The following is a 16,068-nucleotide window of genomic DNA, read 5'->3' as shown; positions in this document are numbered from 1 at the left end:
CTTCAAAAACGGGCAAAAGAAACAACTAGAAACAAGAACGGACGTTTCAGCCGAAAGAAACGGTTTGGAAAATCTATAGCTAGGAAAGCGCCCTCTATGCTTATAACCATTTTAGAACAAAAGCTATCTATCTTCGGCATAGAACTGAAAAAGATCAACACCTCGAAGGTAAAAGCTAGTCAGTATCATCACGAGACGGACACCTTTCAAAAGAAATCCTTGTCTGAAAGATGGAATCTTATAAGAAATGAACGTGTCCAACGTGATTTGTACTCTGCTTATCTCATAAAAAATGTAACGGAATCTCTTGATAGCATTAATAGGTATTTATGTATGGATGAATATGATCATTTTAAGAAACTACATGACATAGAAATTATACGAATAAAATCAAGTAATCAAAACAAAATAAGTAGTTTTGGAATTTAAAGGAGTGTTGGGTTAGAAACGAGCCCATGCAGTCGATAAGCACCGCTGAGGTGTTTGGCTGTAGAAGTCTTGAGCAAACGCTTTGTAGTGTCTGTATGTTGTACCCTATTGTATATTAAAGCAGGGGAGAGTATAGAAGAAACAAGCTAGTCGCTCAAGAACCCCATTGCTTTAGCTATGGGAGTTTCAGCAATCATATTAATAGGAATTGGTTCAGTTGTTTCATTTCTCAAAATAGAAGGAAATATAGGATCTTTTCTAAGTTTCTTAGGTCAACCGGTCATTGCATTAATGGCTGGTGTTATTGCAGCTCTTACATTATTGCCAAAATTCAATGAAGAAACTTTAACAAAATGGGTGGCAGAAGCCTTGTTAGATGCAGCTCCTATTCTTCTTATTACTGGTGCTGGCGGTGCTTTTGGTACGGTGATCAAAAACACAGGCATTGCTGAAATGATTCAAGGATGGAATCTTGCCGATACATTTAGCGGTGCTTTATTCTTACTTATTCCTTTCATTATTGCAGCAGATTTAAAATCAGCACAAGGTTCGTCTACTGCAGCTCTTGTTATTACATCTTCTCTAATTGCTCCATTACTGCCAACAATGGGAATAGAAGGTGCTGTCCCTCTAGCTTTAGTAGTCATGGCAGTTGGTGCAGGTGCAATGACAGTCAGTCATGTGAATGATAGTTTCTTCTGGGTTGTGACCGAGTTTAGTGGTTTGAAAGTGAAAGACACATATAAAGCACAAACAATGGCTACATTGTTACAAGGTCTTGTAACGATAATTGTGACAATGATTCTGTGGGTAATCTTAGTTTAATAGATTAATAATAGACAGGGAGCTAAAGAAAAGTTCTCTGTCTTTTTTGTGTAAAGAATTATCGATAAACAAAAGGAGAATATTCATTAAGGTATCAGTGAATGCTTCACTAAGAAATCCGTTGCCAAAGTATGAGACTTTAGAGATCTTAGTCGTTCTATTGCGTGTTTTTTCTTTTTCTGTTGGAAATGATATATATGTCTAATTTAGAAAAAAATGATCGCTGTTGGGAAGGGTTTTTATGCTCCCAATCCTAATTTTAAGGAGTGTGACTAATGCAGTCATTCTTATCTGAGGAACGGTATTCACCTACGTATAATTGGTTAGTGCAATCCAAAAGCCCATATTTAAAACAACATGAAAAGAATCCAGTAAATTGGTTAGAATGGTCACCTGAAGCGTTTGAAAAAGCGAAGAGAGAGGAGAAGCCCGTTTTTGTTAGTATTGGCTATAGCACATGTCATTGGTGCCACGTCATGGGACGTGAATCCTTCGAAGATGAAGAAACAGCCAAGCTGCTAAATGAACGATTTATTTCAATTAAGGTAGACCGGGAAGAACGTCCAGATATCGATTCAATTTATATGAATGTTTGCGAGATGATGAATGGTCATGGCGGCTGGCCATTAAGTGTGTTTTTGACACCGGATCAGAAGCCTTTTTATGCCGGAACGTATTTTCCGAAAGAAAGCCGCTATGGAACTCCTGGATTAAAAGAAGTGATCATACAGCTCTATGATCAATTTACAAATAGTCGTGATCGAATTGAAACAATTGCTGAGGATGCAAAGAATGCTTTGAATCAAGCTGAAAGAGCTAGAGGAAAGGATCTTCCTTCAGTGAATTCGTTGAATAAAGCATATCAGCAGCTTGCAAATGGGTTCAACTCCATATACGGTGGGTTTAATGATGCACCGAAATTTCCAATTCCGCACAATTTAATGTTTTTATTGAAATACTATCATTGGAAAAAAAACAAACATGCCTTACATATGGTTGAGAAAACGCTAAATGGTCTGGCTAGTGGCGGAATTTATGATCATGTTGGTTTTGGATTTGCGCGCTATTCTACAGATGATATTTGGTTAGTTCCGCATTTTGAGAAAATGCTCTATGACAATGCTCTCCTTCTTTATGTTTACTCTGAAGCCCATCAAGTCACGAAAAATCAAAGATATAAGCAAATAGTTGAACAAATTGTCTCTTTTATAGATAGGGAAATGACAAATGAAGAAGGTGCATTTTTCTCAGCTATTGACGCAGACAGTGAGGGTGTTGAAGGAAAATACTATGTTTGGTCAAAAGAAGAAATCATGGACATTTTAGGCTTGGAGGATGGTTCACTTTATTGCAAGGTTTATAATATAACAGAAAACGGAAATTTTGAAGGTAAAAGCATTCCAAATTTAATCCATACAAATTTTGATAAGGTTTTTACTTCATTCAATCTTAGTCAAGAAGAGGGTTTGGTGAAATTAGAGGAATCCAGAGTAAAACTTTTGGAAAAGAGAGGCTGTCGAATCTATCCTCACCTAGATAATAAAATATTAACCTCTTGGAATGCTTTAATGATTGCAGGTCTTGCAAAAGCTGGCCAAGCATTACAGAACAATACCTTTATTAAAAAGGCAGAAAAAGCGATTCAATTTATTGAGCAGAAATTAATACAAGATGGGCAGTTACTAGCTCGGTTTCGGGAAGGCGAGGCTAAGTATCAGGCATATCTTGATGATTGGGCATTTTTACTATGGGCTTATATTGAGTTATTTGAAGCAACTTTTTCCTATACTTATTTAGAAAAAGCCAACATGACAGCGGAAAAAATGATGAAGTTATTTTGGGATGATGAAGCTGGGGGATTTTTCTTTACAAATATTAAAAGTGAGCAGCTTATTGTAAGGGAAAAGCAAATATATGACGGAGCTATTCCCTCAGGTAATAGTGTTGCGTCTTTACAAATGCTGCGGCTCGGGCATTTAACAGGTGAAGTAAAATGGATGGATATTGCGGATTCCATGTTGAAGCTTTATAAACAAGAAGTGGAGTCATACGGTGCAGGACATACATATTTATTGCAAAGCCTGCTTGTGAAAGAAATGTCGGTAAAAGAAGTTGTCATTTTAGGAAATAAGCAGGAGAAATTGATAAAAAAGCTTCATGCTAAATTCGTACCACATATCACGATACTAGCTGCATCCGATCAAAATGATGTCGAAAAGCTACGTTCTCGAGGCTATAAACAAATAAATGATGATTTAACTGTCTATGTTTGTGAAAACTTTACATGTCAAAATCCTGTATTCACTGTGGAAGAAGCACTTAAGTCAATTGAAATTAAATAAAAGATGTAAATAGGGACGCCTCTACGCCGAAAATCGACTTATGAGACTGTCCCTCTTTTCATGCAATTTAGCTTTTATGCCATTCAAAATTTATTTTAAAAAATCCGCTTAAGAAAGCGGATAAGATTAAAAGAATCTTGGATTGATTGGATATAAATCGCGAAGAACAACATATAGTATTAAAGTGATTAAAATAACACTATATGTTGTTGAGTTTGATTCTTGCATGTTTTAATACTAAGTGCAAATAGTTTTATTAGAATAATAGAAAATTAATTTTGAATAAAAACATTTTAATAATATAGAAAGTGAAAAAAAGAATCCATTAAAAAGCTTAGAATGAATTGAAAATGATGTATAGATTAGTTACTCTTAAAGTGAGGGTAGATTTATAGCGAAATAAAAAAAGATTTGTAGATTTATAGAGAAATATGACAACTTTTTTAACATCTAATTCGTCTAATTAATGAAAGCTCGAAAATCAAAAAATGCCTTATTCACTCTTTAATCCTCTTAATGAAAAAGGCAGGATAGCCCCAAAAATAAACTGCGATGCTTATCTAAACTTCTAAAATCAAGTTCAAATTTATTTTTTTACAATCAAGTATGATCAAGAAATGGTAAGGTGAACCCTAGTGAGAAGAAAACGGAAAAGAAAAAAAATCAAAACAAAACTAATTAAAACAAGTGTAAAATTAATGCTTTCTATGATGGTGTGTACTTCTTTAGTTTTAGTAAATTTTGAGTCTTGCAAGAAGAATGAAACATTAGCAGTTACTAGTTTGACACAGCCTATCCAAATTATGTATTCATTAATGACTGACAAGAATTTTCAACAAAATGATGAAATGAATGGTCTTATACATAACTATTTTCGTAGCATATATAAATATAAAACTCAAATAAAAGTTGAAAATGATAAAAAAATAAACGAGGGTAAAGAAACGAATAAAGAATCTCAAAATCAAGTAGTTAATAAGGAACCAAAAGATAAAACAGCTGGAGTTAGTATTATTAATAAGCCTGAGTCTTCAAATCAGGGAAATAAACAGCAGCAATCAATTAAGCAGCAAAATGAATCGAAAAAAGTTTACCTCACCTTTGATGATGGCCCTTCGGCATATACAAATAATATTCTAGAAACGCTTAGTTCTTATGGAATGAAAGCAACCTTTTTCATGCTTGAACCTAATATGAGAACCTATCCCGATGAAGTACAGAATATCATCAACAATGGACATATTCCTGCATTACACGGTGTTACACATGATGCTTCGAAAATTTATAGATCGGAAAAAACAGTAGTCGATGAGATGACAGAGGCACAATCAACATTGATGAATCTCACTGGCGAAGTTACACATCTAATTAGAACACCATATGGTTCTGCACCGTATATGAAGCCTTCCTATAAACAGGCTGTTGAAACAGCAGGGTTTCAATTATGGGATTGGACAGTAGATAGTGAGGATTGGAAATATAAAAATGGAGAATATGTTTCCAGAGTTATTTATCAAATAGAGAATTACCAATATCATGATAAGCCAATTATTATTTTATTGCATGATAGAAAAACAACAGCTGAACATCTGCCAACATTATTAGAATATCTAAAGTCTAAAGGATATGAAGCTGAGATTTTAAATGAACAGATGACTGCCATTAATTTTTAATCGATAGGACTCTAAGCTTCCGTTTAATAACGGAACCGGAGTTCTTTTTTTATGTCATAAAAGTTAGATGCAACCGATAAGCTTTAATGAGAAAAGGATATAGGGAGGAGATTTTTTGCCTGCTAGCTTTGAAAACGCTGCAAAAATGGAGCATAGATTTTGGCTGCAAGTGTTAGGAGATCATGCACGATTTATTTATGATTCACTCTCCCCAAAAGAAAAAGAATTAATAGATGAAGCGACCTATTTTATTCAGATGTTTGACTCTCTTCTAAACAGAGTTGAAGTGGAAAACCTAGTAGAGCTTAGTATTAAGGCAGATGAAGAAGCAAAGAAAATTAGGGATTTTAAGCTAAAAATACTTGAACGTCATCTTGTTGGAAAAATTAAGATTCATCTTGGTCCTACATTTATGAATCATATGGTTAATGAGGTGGAGGAATATTTACTCGTTTTAAAATATTTAAGGAAAGGTGTGACACCACCTGTATTTCATGAGCTCCATCATCATTTGATTTGGTTATTGGATGCGGCTGGACATGCAAGTGCAATTTCAAATAATATGGATCAAATTGAAATGAAAATTAAAAATAAGAGCGATAAATTTACAAAGGATTTTGAATCATTTTATATAAAAGCTGTTGAAATGGCAGGATTCCTTCGTTCGAATATTAAATCTTTCCCTGCTTTGGAAAGATTCAACAAAGATATTTCGATTGAAATGAAGCTTTTTATGAATTTTTTAGATGAAATTGAGGAATTAGAGCTTAGTAAAGAGGCATTAGGAACATTTGCAGCATTAATGGCTGATCATATGTTTAGAGAGGAATGCTATTATTTAACGAAGCTCGCCGAATCAACTAACTTAGAAAAACCCGATTGTGATCCAACAAAACAGAGGATAATGGAATAATTGTATTTCCACCTGAATAGTTGTTTTTTTCATTGGTTATGTTCATCTTCCCTGTGGATTCCTGTTGCTGGCACTTGCTTTTTTCTCCAATTAACAACAAATCAGCATGATCAGCACTGAACTTGAACACAGCCTTTTCATTAATGTAATAAAGAATTTTCAAATATTTATAATGCAAAAGCAATGGTCTAACAAGACAATATATAGGCTGGAAGGATCATTTTACCTAAAATGGAACGCACGTTCTTTCTTGTGGACAACGATATGGTATAATGAAGAAGCAATAGGGAGTTTTCGGTAAGGGTGGTCGGCTAACCCCGTTGAAAGGGGGTGATGCCTTTGACAGTATTCGAAACAATCATGATCATGATTTCATTTTCGAGCTTAATTATTGCTGTCTTGTCTTTTAACCACAAAAAATAGACCTCCCTTGACCTGTAATTGTGGAGAGGTCTAGTCTTTGTACTGGCCGATCCCCTAAAGGAACGACTATTGCAAGTGGCCGTGGGTGCGCCAACACCTACGGTCATTTTTTTTAGCTAATTATGAAAATTAATGTTTATAACGTATGAAAGTAGATGTGAAATTTTGATTAAGTCTCTTGTAAAACAAAGGCATACACCAAAAGAACTTGGCGATTGCAAAGGTTTTTCTAATAAAAGATTCTTCACCATTAGGATACCATATATTTGTTGGGAAGTCATCTAGAATTATACTATCACAATCAATCAGGTTTTATAGCCATAAATGTTGCAATGATCGCTATGGCTGTTAGGCCGCTTAGTATATAAAAAAGGGAATTTTCAGCATTCTTCATCAATATTGCTACAGTCGGCGGTCCTGCAGCGACACCGATAAATCTCATCGAACTATATATAGACGTTATGGTTCCTCTTTCTTCCTTTTCTATTCCACAAGTAATTAATGCATCTAAACAAGGTAAAGCAACACCAATACCGATTCCCCCAAAAATAAATAATATTATCATGAACCAGACACCGTCCGAAAAGCTTAGAATAGCAACGGCAGTAGATGTTAGAGCTGAACCTCCAAAAATGATCCATTTCATTAAAACCTTATTTTCTTTAATCACTTTTCCTGTAATAAAGGATGAAAGACACAATGCTCCAAGCGGAATAGCAAGAAGGAACCCTTTTTTTATAATTTTTATATCATACGTCTTTTCGAGTACATCAGATAAATAAAAAAGAACTCCAAAGAGGACAAACATCATAATAGCCCCAATAATAAAGATGGCATATAGCCATTTTCCATTATGGGTGAAGGTGTTTTTTATATTTTGCAAAAACTTCTTAAATGGAATGGGCACCTCTCGTTCTTTAGGTGTTTTGATTAAGAGGGATACAAGCAATATGGAGATTCCACAAAAAACAGGAAACGCAAAAAATGGTAAAAACCAATAAAATCCTGCTAGAAAGGCTCCAAGTATTGGACTTAATACTTTACCGAATGTATTAGAAGTTTCTATCATCCCAAGTGAACTGCTAATTTCGTCATCATTATTAAACATATCACCAATTAAAGGCATAACGATAGGTGCAGCTCCGGCTGCGCCTAAACCTTGTAATGCTCTTCCACAAAGAATAATCCAATAGGCGTCAGCCAATTTCCAAGAAGCCCATCCAGAGATAACGCCACCTATACCGGCAATTATGAGGCTAGGAATAATGATCTTTTTCCTTCCAAAATGATCGGATAAACACCCAGCAACAGGAATAAATATTATGGCAACTAATGAATAAACAGTTAATATCATACTTGTTTGAAATGGTGTGATATTTAAATATTTCTCCATTTCTGGCAAAACGGGAATAAGCATAGAGTTTCCAAGTGTCATGACGAGTGGTATGGAAGCGAGCGAAAGAATCGCCCATTTTTGCTTTTGAACATTATTTCCAGACCTTTTTTTATGTGCATTTTTGCTTCCGAATTTTAATTTCTCAACATGCTCCATTTAATGCTCCCATCCCTTAAATATAATCAAACTTAATAATAATATTTGTATTTAACGTGAAATTAGAACGAACTATTTATGGAAATTTTTTAAAAAGGAATTATTGACTACCTTCTCCTATAAAGGATAATATAGGGAATAATGTTTTTTCGAGGTGAAAGAGATGGAGAGGGGAATTATTACATTAAATATTGGAAGACCGAATTTACATAGATGGAATGGGATGACGGTTAATTCTGCTATTAGAAAAAAACGGGTAGAAGAAGTGATGCTTACAATGGAAGGATTCATTGGTGATGGAGTTGCAAATCGAGAGTTTCATGGCGGACCGGATCGAGCCGTTTGCTTATATCCTTATGAACATTACGAGCAATGGGAAAAAGAATTTAACAAACCATTAGAATCACCAGCATTTGGCGAGAATATTTGTGTAAAAAATATGTTAGAAAAAGATGTTTATATTGGAGATACTTTTTCATTAGGAAAGGCAATTGTACAAGTCACACAAGGTCGTATACCCTGCGCAACGATCTCAAAACATAATGATATGGATCAATTACTAAGAAGAGTTGTCGAGACTGGGTTTACTGGTTATTTCTTTAGAGTTATTGAAGAAGGCAACGTTGATATAAACTCAAGTTTTGAGATAATCGAACGGAAGCAGGAAAAATTTTCAGTCCTTACAGGGAATCAATTAATGTTCCATGATAGAAAAAATCGACAAGCAATTGAAGAGTTCATTCAATTTGAAGAGCTTGCAGAAGTATGGAAAAATAAATTCGCTAAATTGTTAAATAAGTAATTTATTTTTGTTGACTTATTATAAAATTTAGAATACTATAATTATCAATATTATGTTAGGCGTTGATGAAGAGGAGTAGCCTATACGAACTCTTAAGAGAGCTGATGGGTGGTGTAAATCAGTGTGTACGTATAAGTGAATGGACTTCGGAGCCCCAAACCGAAATTTATTGAGGTTTAAAGAAATGGGTAGAATCTTTCACTCGTCTAACCACTAACCTCTAAAATAGTAGGCTTTGGCGAACAGTCTCATCGTTACAAGAGACAGATATTCAAATGATTTTCATTTCGATATCTGTTAAGTGAGCTAATTTATTTAGCTAATGAAGGTGGCACCACGGGTTTCTCGTCCTTTTTTGACGGGAAACCCTTTTTGTTATTCAAAAATTTTAATAGTAAATCGTTGAGTAAGAGTAGTACATTGCTTCAAGTCGTTTTAGAGAGCCGGGAAAGGTGAGAGCCGGTACGATGAGGGCAAATGGAATGGACTTACGAGAGGCTTCTTGAAGGAAAGTAGGGAAGCACGGAATTCCGCCGTTATAAGGATAGGATATCGATTGCTACAATCCGTATCCGAAAAAGGGAGCAGACTCACTGCTCTAAATTTGAGGTGGCACCACGATCAGCGGATTCGTCCTCTATACACACTATTTATGTGTGTATAGAGGACTTTTTTATTTTAAGGAGGGTAAAAACTTGAAAACGAAAGAGCAAATTTTAATAAAAGAACTTGAAGGAGATACACTGACTCCAATCCTAATCTTTCAACGATTAAGTGGTAAGAAAAAATTCCTCCTCGAAAGCTCTTTAAAACATGAACGGTCTGGCAGATTTTCATTTATTGGTGCAGACCCAACTTTTGAGTTGATTGGAGAGGGGAATTCATCTTTCGTTATTTCGGGAGATGAAAAAGAATTGATTCATGAAAAACCATTGGAAGTATTAAAAAAATTATTGCCAGAAGACCATTTACAGGCATTAGATCAATTTCCGTTTTGCGGAGGAGCGGTTGGTTTTATTGGCTACGATGCCATTAGACAATATGAAAAAATCGGTGTGCTGCTAAAAGATGAATTAAAAATACCCGATATGCACCTTATGTTTTTTGAAGAGGCAGTTGTCTATGACCATCTTGAACAAAAGGTTTATTTAGTGGCTTTTCCGCTGAAAAGAAAAAGAATTGAACTCGAAAAGCAATTGGAAAAACGCAGTGCAGAGATTCTTAATGATTTCTCAAAAAGTAATTCTGAGATAGCTGCTGTTTCAGCCTTTCAAGCTTCAATGAGTAAAGAAAATTTTATTAAAAAGGTTAAAAAGGCAAAAGAGCACATCTTGGAGGGCGATATTTTTCAAGTAGTGCTATCTCAAAGGCTTCAAGCCACATTAGAAGGAGACCCATTCGAATTTTACAGAAAGCTAAGAGTCAAAAATCCATCACCATATATGTATTATTTAGATTTTGAAGACTACAAAATTGCTGGTGCATCCCCTGAAAGCCTAATAAAAGTGACTAGCAATAAAGTGGCCATTAACCCGATTGCCGGTACAAGGCAAAGAGGAAAAAGCGAAACGGAAGACAGCAACTTAGAGAAGGAATTACTAGAAGATGAAAAGGAGCTTGCTGAGCACAGAATGCTTCTAGATCTAGGCAGGAATGATATCGGGCGTGTATGTGAGTTTGGATCTATACAAATTGAAAAGGAAATGCAAATTGAAAAATATAAACATGTCATGCACTTAGTTTCTGAGGTAAGCGGCAAATTAAAAAAACCTCTTAGTGCCATCGATGCTTTAATCGCATGTTTACCCGCAGGTACTGTGTCAGGTGCTCCAAAAATTAGAGCAATGGAAATAATTAATGAATTGGAGGATGTGAAAAGAGGGGTTTACTCTGGGGCTATTGGATATTTTTCTGCAAATGGAAATATGGACTTTGCACTAGCGATTCGAACTATGGTAGTGAAGGATCAGAAAGCTTTTATTCAAGCAGGGGCGGGTATTGTGCATGATTCCATCCCAGAAAAAGAGTATGAAGAGACGATTCATAAACTAAAATCTTTTTTGGAGGATCAAGATGATATTACTTATTGATAACTATGATTCCTTTACATTTAATCTCTATCAATATTTAGGCGAGTTAGGTGAGGAAGTGAAAGTTGTTCGAAATGACATGATTTCTTTGGCTGAAATTACGAGCCTAAAGCCTGATGCGATCGTTTTATCGCCTGGACCAGGAAGACCTGAGCATGCTGGTCAATGTCTGGCGATAATTGAATCTTTCCATCAGACAATACCGATATTAGGAATTTGCCTAGGACATCAAGCAATTGGGTACGCATTTGGAGTAAAAATAGAGAAGGCAAGAAGGATTATGCATGGCAAAATCTCAAACATAAAGCATACAGGTTTGCATTTATTTGAATACATGCCTCAGCCTATCGCTGTTATGCGTTATCATTCGCTCGTTATTGCAAAAGGGACCATGCCAGCGAGTTTTAAAGTTCTCGCTAAATCAATGGATGATAACGAAATTATGGCAATTCGACACGAAACTTATCCCGTTTTCGGATTGCAATTCCATCCTGAATCAATTGGAACAGATCTAGGGAAGCGCATGTTAGCAAACTTTTTACACATAGCAAGGAGGGAAAGAAATCATGAAAAACATACTAAAGCGATTAGCAGGTCGTAAATCTTTATCAGAGTTAGAAATGAAGGAAGCAATGGATCATATTTTAGACAATGACGTTACTGATAGTGAAATTGCTGCAATTATGATGAGTCTTGTAATTAAGGGAGAAACCGTAGAGGAAATTGCAGGGATTGCGAAGGCCATGCAAGAGAAGTCCCTTAAATTCAGCAAAAGAATTCCGAATGTTTTGGACAATTGCGGGACAGGGGGGGATGGCTCTAAAAGCTTTAATATCAGTACAACATCTGCGTTTGTTATAGCAGGTGCCGGAATCACAGTGGCTAAACATGGAAACAGAAGCATAACAAGCAGGACGGGGAGTGCAGATGTTTTAGAGTATATCGGAATTAACTTGAATTTGTCGCCAGAAAGAACAGAAGAAATCCTTGAGGATATTGGGATCGCCTTTTTATTTGCTCCAAATGTTCATCCTCGAATCAAAAAAATTATGAAGGTAAGGAATGACTTAAGGATTCCGACAACCTTTAATTTAATCGGACCGCTTATAAATCCAGTCAAGCTGGAATCGCAGGTGCTGGGTATTTATCGCAGAGATATGATAGCGATATTTGCTGAAGTGTTAAAAAAACTGGGCAGAAAACGAGCAATCGTTTTGAATGGAGCTGGATATATGGATGAAGCATCTCTTCAAGGCGATAATCATCTTGCTATTCTTGAAAATGGAACAATCACAGAGAAAATTCTGCATCCTAATGAGGTTGGATTACCTATATACACAAATGATGTTATTAAAGGTGGAGATTCAAAAGATAACGCTGAAATTTTGCTGAAGGTTTTAAAGGGGGAAAAAGGCGCGTTTAGAGACACAGTCCTACTTAATGCAGGAATCGGGATTTTTGCAGGCGGGAAGGCACGAACCATCCAGCAAGGTGTAAAAATTGCTGAAGAGGTTATCGACTCTGGTGCGGCATTGGAAAAACTTGAACTGCTAATAAAATTAAGTCAATCCTCCCATCAAGAGGTGATATAAATGGCGACGATTCTTGACAAAATTTTAGAGCAAAAACGAAAGGAAATTAGATCTTTAGAAAAGGAAAAGTTGGAAGTGCCTGAATTCCCTTTAAGGAAAAAATGTTCTTTCTTGGAGATGCTCCAAACAGGCAAAGAAATAGCGATTATTGCAGAATTCAAAAGGGCGTCTCCGTCAAAAGGAGATATTAACACTGAATTAGATCCAGTTTCCCAAGCCCTCTCCTATATTAAATATGGCGCAAATGCAATTTCTGTATTAACAGATACGCTATTTTTTAAAGGAAGTTTCGCATATCTAAAATCTGTTAGAGAAGCGGTTAATGCCCCAGTTTTGTGTAAAGATTTTATCATTGATGAGGTACAGATTGTAAAGGCGAAATCTGCAGGAGCTAATTTGATCCTATTGATCGCAGCTGCATTAGATGAAGGAAGATTAAATGAGCTTTACACTTTTGCAATTAACAATGGGCTGGAAGTGCTAATGGAGGTTCATAACGAGGATGAGCTCTATAAAGCTTTACAGACTGGTGCAAGAATAATTGGAGTAAATAATCGAGATTTAAAGACATTTACAGTTGATTTGGCTGTGACTGAGAAACTTGGGCCTAAAATCAAAAGGGCTGGTGCCTTTCTTATTAGTGAGAGTGGCATTAGAACTAAGAAGGATGTCCAACGAGTAATAAATGCTGGTGCAAATGGGATTCTCGTTGGTGAGGCATTCATGCAAACGAGTAACTTAGAATCTTTAATAAGTGAAATGAAAAAGTATTGAACAGCATTTCAAAAGAGGTGTAGGAAAGATGAAAGTAAAAATTTGTGGGATTACAGATCTTGAAACGGCATTATTTGCCGTCCAATTTGGAGCGGATGCGATAGGTTTTGTATTTGCTGATAGCAAGAGAAGAATATCTCCCGAAATGGCAAAAAAAATCATCTTACAGCTTCCTAAAAAAGTACTAAAAGTTGGAGTGTTTGTGAATGAGGAAGTGGATGCTATTCAAAAGATTGTGAATGAAACAGGCATTAATGTCATTCAGCTCCATGGAGATGAAACACCTGAATTTTGCACACAGTTTACAAACCCAGTGATAAAAGCATTAAGCATTAAAACGGCCGCTGATTTACAGCAAATTAATCATTTCTCATGTGAATATTTTCTATTGGATAGTCCAAGAGGCAAATTCCATGGAGGCAACGGAATAGCCTTTGATTGGAGTATCCTTAACAATGTTCAATTAGAGGAGAAGAGAATCATACTTGCTGGCGGTTTAACGAGTGAAAATATTGAGAGAGCCATTGAATTAACCGGCCCACACATGGTCGATGTCAGCAGTGGGGTTGAAACAAATGGAAAAAAGGATATGGCAAAAATAAAAGGTTTTATAGAAAGAGTTAAAAGGAAAAAGGAGGAAGTTCTATGACGGCAATAACTTATACATTACCTGATGAGCGTGGGCATTTTGGTGCATATGGAGGCAGGTATGTCCCAGAGACATTAATGCAAGCTGTTCTTGAATTAGAGATGGAATATAAAAAAGCGATGGCAGATCCATCCTTTCAAAGGAGTCTTCAAGGACTCTTGAAAGACTATGTTGGTCGTGAAACCCCATTATATTTTGCCAAAAACCTAACGGAGCATTTGAAGGGGGCAAAAATTTATTTAAAGCGGGAGGATCTCAATCATACTGGTGCACATAAAATTAATAATTCATTAGGGCAAGCTCTATTAGCAGAAAGAATGGGAAAAAGGAAGGTCGTAGCGGAAACTGGAGCCGGACAGCATGGAGTTGCAACTGCCACTGCTTGTGCGCTTCTAGGCTTAGAATGCATGATTTATATGGGAGCTGAGGATATTCGTAGACAGCAGCTGAATGTTTTTCGAATGGAGCTCCTAGGTGCAAAGGTAATAAGTGTAAATTCAGGGAGTGCTACATTAAAAGATGCAGTAAATGAAGCTCTTCGTTACTGGGTAACAAATGTAGAAGATACTCATTATATTCTAGGATCAGTTATGGGCCCACATCCTTTTCCAATGATTGTTCGTGATTTTCAAAGTGTAATCGGATATGAAACAAGAAAGCAATTTATTGAGAAAGAAGGTAAGCTTCCTGAAGCGGTTGTTGCCTGTATTGGAGGCGGGAGTAATGCTATGGGAATGTTTTATCCATTTATTAAGGATGAAACAGTTCGATTATTTGGTGTAGAAGCAGCTGGATTAGGGATTGATACGTATAAGCATGCAGCTTCCATGACAAAGGGGAAACCAGGTATTCTACACGGAGCACTGATGTATTTACTTCAGGATGGGAACGGACAAATTCAAGAAGCACATTCTATTTCTGCTGGACTTGATTATCCTGGCGTAGGACCTGAACATAGTCATTTAAAGGATATTGGCCGAGTACAATATGAATCCATTAAAGATGAAGAAGCATTAGAAGCTTTAAAGCTGCTTTGTCAATTAGAAGGAATTATTCCTGCTTTGGAAAGCTCCCATGCGATTGCATATGCTTTAAAGCTAGCGCCTACAATGAATCGTGATGATGGAGTTGTGATTTGTTTATCTGGCAGAGGAGATAAGGATGTAGAAACAGTGAGAGCAAGATTAGGAGGTAATAAGTAATGACCCGAATTCATAAGGTTATGCAAGAATTGAAAAATAATAATGGGAAGGCGTTTGTTCCATATATTATGGCAGGTGATGGAGGATTACAAACTTTACCTGAGCGCATAACATTTTTAGAAAAAGCAGGTGCAACTGCGATTGAAATCGGCATACCCTTCTCAGATCCCGTTGCAGATGGACCCGTTATTCAGCAAGCTGGATTAAGAGCATTAGAAAATGACACAACATTAAAAGCAGTCATACAGACCATAGGAGAAATTCGCCCCATTGTTCATATTCCTTTAATCATCATGACCTATATGAATCCTATATTGGCTTATGGAATACCAAAATTCATTGAAGATAGCTTTCGAGCTGGAGTAGATGGATTGATTCTGCCCGATTTGCCAGTTGAAGAGGAGGATGTAATTGCTGGCCATGCGGATAAAGCGGGTATTGAGATAATTAGACTTGTTTCTTTAACAAGCCCGCTAGAGAGGATTCACAAAATCGCTAACAGAGGTAATGGATTTTTATATGCAGTTACAGTGAATGGGATTACAGGAGTAAGACAAGGATTTAATGATCAACTCCTTCAGCACTTGAAAAAAGTAAAACACATTAGTAATCTGCCTGTTTTAGCGGGATTTGGTATTTCTTCTTCAACTCATGTTCAGGAAATAATTCAATACTGTGACGGTGTTATTGTTGGCAGCAAAATTATAGAGCTTTTTAACCAAGGAGATTTAGAAGGGATTGTAGAATTAATTAGTGCTGTGAAAACAGTATAAAAGTTTGATAGATGTTTGATAGAAGAAGA

At 36.2% G+C, this 16,068-nt stretch carries 13 protein-coding genes, 2 pseudogenes and 2 other annotated features; of the genes and pseudogenes, 14 read left to right on the top strand and 1 reads right to left on the bottom strand.

The window, feature by feature from the left end:
• The 6 genes and pseudogenes from KHA94_RS23220 to KHA94_RS26755 all read left to right on the top strand — a co-directional run.
• A pseudogene (locus tag KHA94_RS23220) lies at positions 1-429 on the top strand (RNA-guided endonuclease TnpB family protein); the annotation flags it as partial.
• Between the two features lie 183 nt (positions 430-612).
• Positions 613-1,254: pseudogene (locus KHA94_RS23215) on the top strand (GntP family permease); the annotation flags it as partial.
• A 275-nt stretch (positions 1,255-1,529) separates the two neighbouring features.
• Positions 1,530-3,596 (top strand): thioredoxin domain-containing protein, encoded by a 2,067-nt coding sequence (locus KHA94_RS23210; protein WP_213104467.1) that lies wholly within the window; start codon positions 1,530-1,532, stop codon positions 3,594-3,596.
• Positions 3,597-4,231: 635 nt separating this feature from the next.
• On the top strand, positions 4,232-5,269 hold the full coding sequence (locus KHA94_RS23205; protein ID WP_213104466.1) for a polysaccharide deacetylase family protein: 1,038 nt from the start codon (positions 4,232-4,234) through the stop codon (positions 5,267-5,269).
• 145 nt (positions 5,270-5,414) lie between these two features.
• The gene (locus tag KHA94_RS23200) at positions 5,415-6,182 is read left to right on the top strand and encodes a DUF2935 domain-containing protein (RefSeq protein ID WP_213104476.1); all 768 of its coding nucleotides are present in this window, start codon (positions 5,415-5,417) and stop codon (positions 6,180-6,182) included.
• A 333-nt stretch (positions 6,183-6,515) separates the two neighbouring features.
• The gene (locus KHA94_RS26755) at positions 6,516-6,605 is read left to right on the top strand and encodes a putative holin-like toxin (protein ID WP_410489293.1); all 90 of its coding nucleotides are present in this window, start codon (positions 6,516-6,518) and stop codon (positions 6,603-6,605) included.
• A 301-nt stretch (positions 6,606-6,906) separates the two neighbouring features.
• Here KHA94_RS26755 and KHA94_RS23195 read toward each other — a convergent pair whose 3' ends face one another.
• A complete protein-coding gene (locus KHA94_RS23195) occupies positions 6,907-8,157 on the bottom strand; it encodes a bacillibactin exporter BcbE (RefSeq protein WP_213104465.1) in 1,251 nt (416 codons plus the stop codon).
• A 163-nt stretch (positions 8,158-8,320) separates the two neighbouring features.
• Between KHA94_RS23195 and KHA94_RS23190 the strand changes: the two genes are divergently transcribed.
• From KHA94_RS23190 to trpA, 8 genes are all read left to right on the top strand, one after another.
• Positions 8,321-8,959, top strand: coding sequence for an MOSC domain-containing protein (locus KHA94_RS23190; RefSeq protein ID WP_213104464.1), 639 nt, complete (start codon positions 8,321-8,323; stop codon positions 8,957-8,959).
• Positions 8,960-9,012: 53 nt separating this feature from the next.
• Positions 9,013-9,315 (top strand) — a binding site (T-box leader).
• Positions 9,316-9,352: 37 nt separating this feature from the next.
• Positions 9,353-9,600 (top strand) — a binding site (T-box leader).
• Between the two features lie 54 nt (positions 9,601-9,654).
• On the top strand, positions 9,655-11,049 hold the full coding sequence (trpE, locus tag KHA94_RS23185) for an anthranilate synthase component I (RefSeq protein WP_213104463.1): 1,395 nt from the start codon (positions 9,655-9,657) through the stop codon (positions 11,047-11,049).
• On the top strand, positions 11,033-11,650 hold the full coding sequence (locus KHA94_RS23180; RefSeq protein WP_213104462.1) for an anthranilate synthase component II: 618 nt from the start codon (positions 11,033-11,035) through the stop codon (positions 11,648-11,650). Before trpE ends, KHA94_RS23180 begins: the two co-directional genes overlap by 17 nt.
• Positions 11,616-12,641 (top strand): anthranilate phosphoribosyltransferase, encoded by a 1,026-nt coding sequence (gene trpD / locus KHA94_RS23175; protein WP_213104461.1) that lies wholly within the window; start codon positions 11,616-11,618, stop codon positions 12,639-12,641. Before KHA94_RS23180 ends, trpD begins: the two co-directional genes overlap by 35 nt.
• On the top strand, positions 12,642-13,415 hold the full coding sequence (gene trpC / locus KHA94_RS23170) for an indole-3-glycerol phosphate synthase TrpC (protein WP_213104460.1): 774 nt from the start codon (positions 12,642-12,644) through the stop codon (positions 13,413-13,415).
• A gap of 28 nt (positions 13,416-13,443) precedes the next feature.
• Positions 13,444-14,064 (top strand): phosphoribosylanthranilate isomerase, encoded by a 621-nt coding sequence (locus KHA94_RS23165; RefSeq protein ID WP_213104459.1) that lies wholly within the window; start codon positions 13,444-13,446, stop codon positions 14,062-14,064.
• Between the two features lie 5 nt (positions 14,065-14,069).
• Complete coding sequence (gene trpB, locus KHA94_RS23160; RefSeq protein ID WP_213104475.1) at positions 14,070-15,266, top strand: tryptophan synthase subunit beta; 1,197 nt, start codon at positions 14,070-14,072, stop codon at positions 15,264-15,266.
• Positions 15,266-16,039: a tryptophan synthase subunit alpha gene (gene trpA / locus KHA94_RS23155; RefSeq protein ID WP_213104458.1), complete on the top strand. Its 774-nt coding sequence runs from the start codon at positions 15,266-15,268 to the stop codon at positions 16,037-16,039. Before trpB ends, trpA begins: the two co-directional genes overlap by 1 nt.
• Positions 16,040-16,068 lie beyond the last annotated feature (29 nt).

This window comes from Cytobacillus citreus, assembly GCF_018343665.1.
Classification (GTDB): domain Bacteria; phylum Bacillota; class Bacilli; order Bacillales; family Cytobacillaceae; genus Cytobacillus; species Cytobacillus citreus.
Note: the sequence above shows the minus strand (reverse complement) of the source record. Positions and strands in the feature narration are given on the sequence as shown.

Coding starts and splice junctions, on each gene's coding strand:
- KHA94_RS23180 (WP_213104462.1), top strand. CDS start 11,033: ATGATATTACTTATTGATAACTATGATTCCTTTACATTTAATCTCTAT.
- KHA94_RS26755 (WP_410489293.1), top strand. CDS start 6,516: ATGCCTTTGACAGTATTCGAAACAATCATGATCATGATTTCATTTTCG.
- KHA94_RS23200 (WP_213104476.1), top strand. CDS start 5,415: ATGGAGCATAGATTTTGGCTGCAAGTGTTAGGAGATCATGCACGATTT.
- KHA94_RS23165 (WP_213104459.1), top strand. CDS start 13,444: ATGAAAGTAAAAATTTGTGGGATTACAGATCTTGAAACGGCATTATTT.
- trpD (WP_213104461.1), top strand. CDS start 11,616: ATGAAAAACATACTAAAGCGATTAGCAGGTCGTAAATCTTTATCAGAG.
- KHA94_RS23210 (WP_213104467.1), top strand. CDS start 1,530: ATGCAGTCATTCTTATCTGAGGAACGGTATTCACCTACGTATAATTGG.
- trpA (WP_213104458.1), top strand. CDS start 15,266: ATGACCCGAATTCATAAGGTTATGCAAGAATTGAAAAATAATAATGGG.
- trpC (WP_213104460.1), top strand. CDS start 12,642: ATGGCGACGATTCTTGACAAAATTTTAGAGCAAAAACGAAAGGAAATT.
- KHA94_RS23195 (WP_213104465.1), bottom strand. CDS start 8,157: ATGGAGCATGTTGAGAAATTAAAATTCGGAAGCAAAAATGCACATAAA.
- KHA94_RS23190 (WP_213104464.1), top strand. CDS start 8,321: ATGGAGAGGGGAATTATTACATTAAATATTGGAAGACCGAATTTACAT.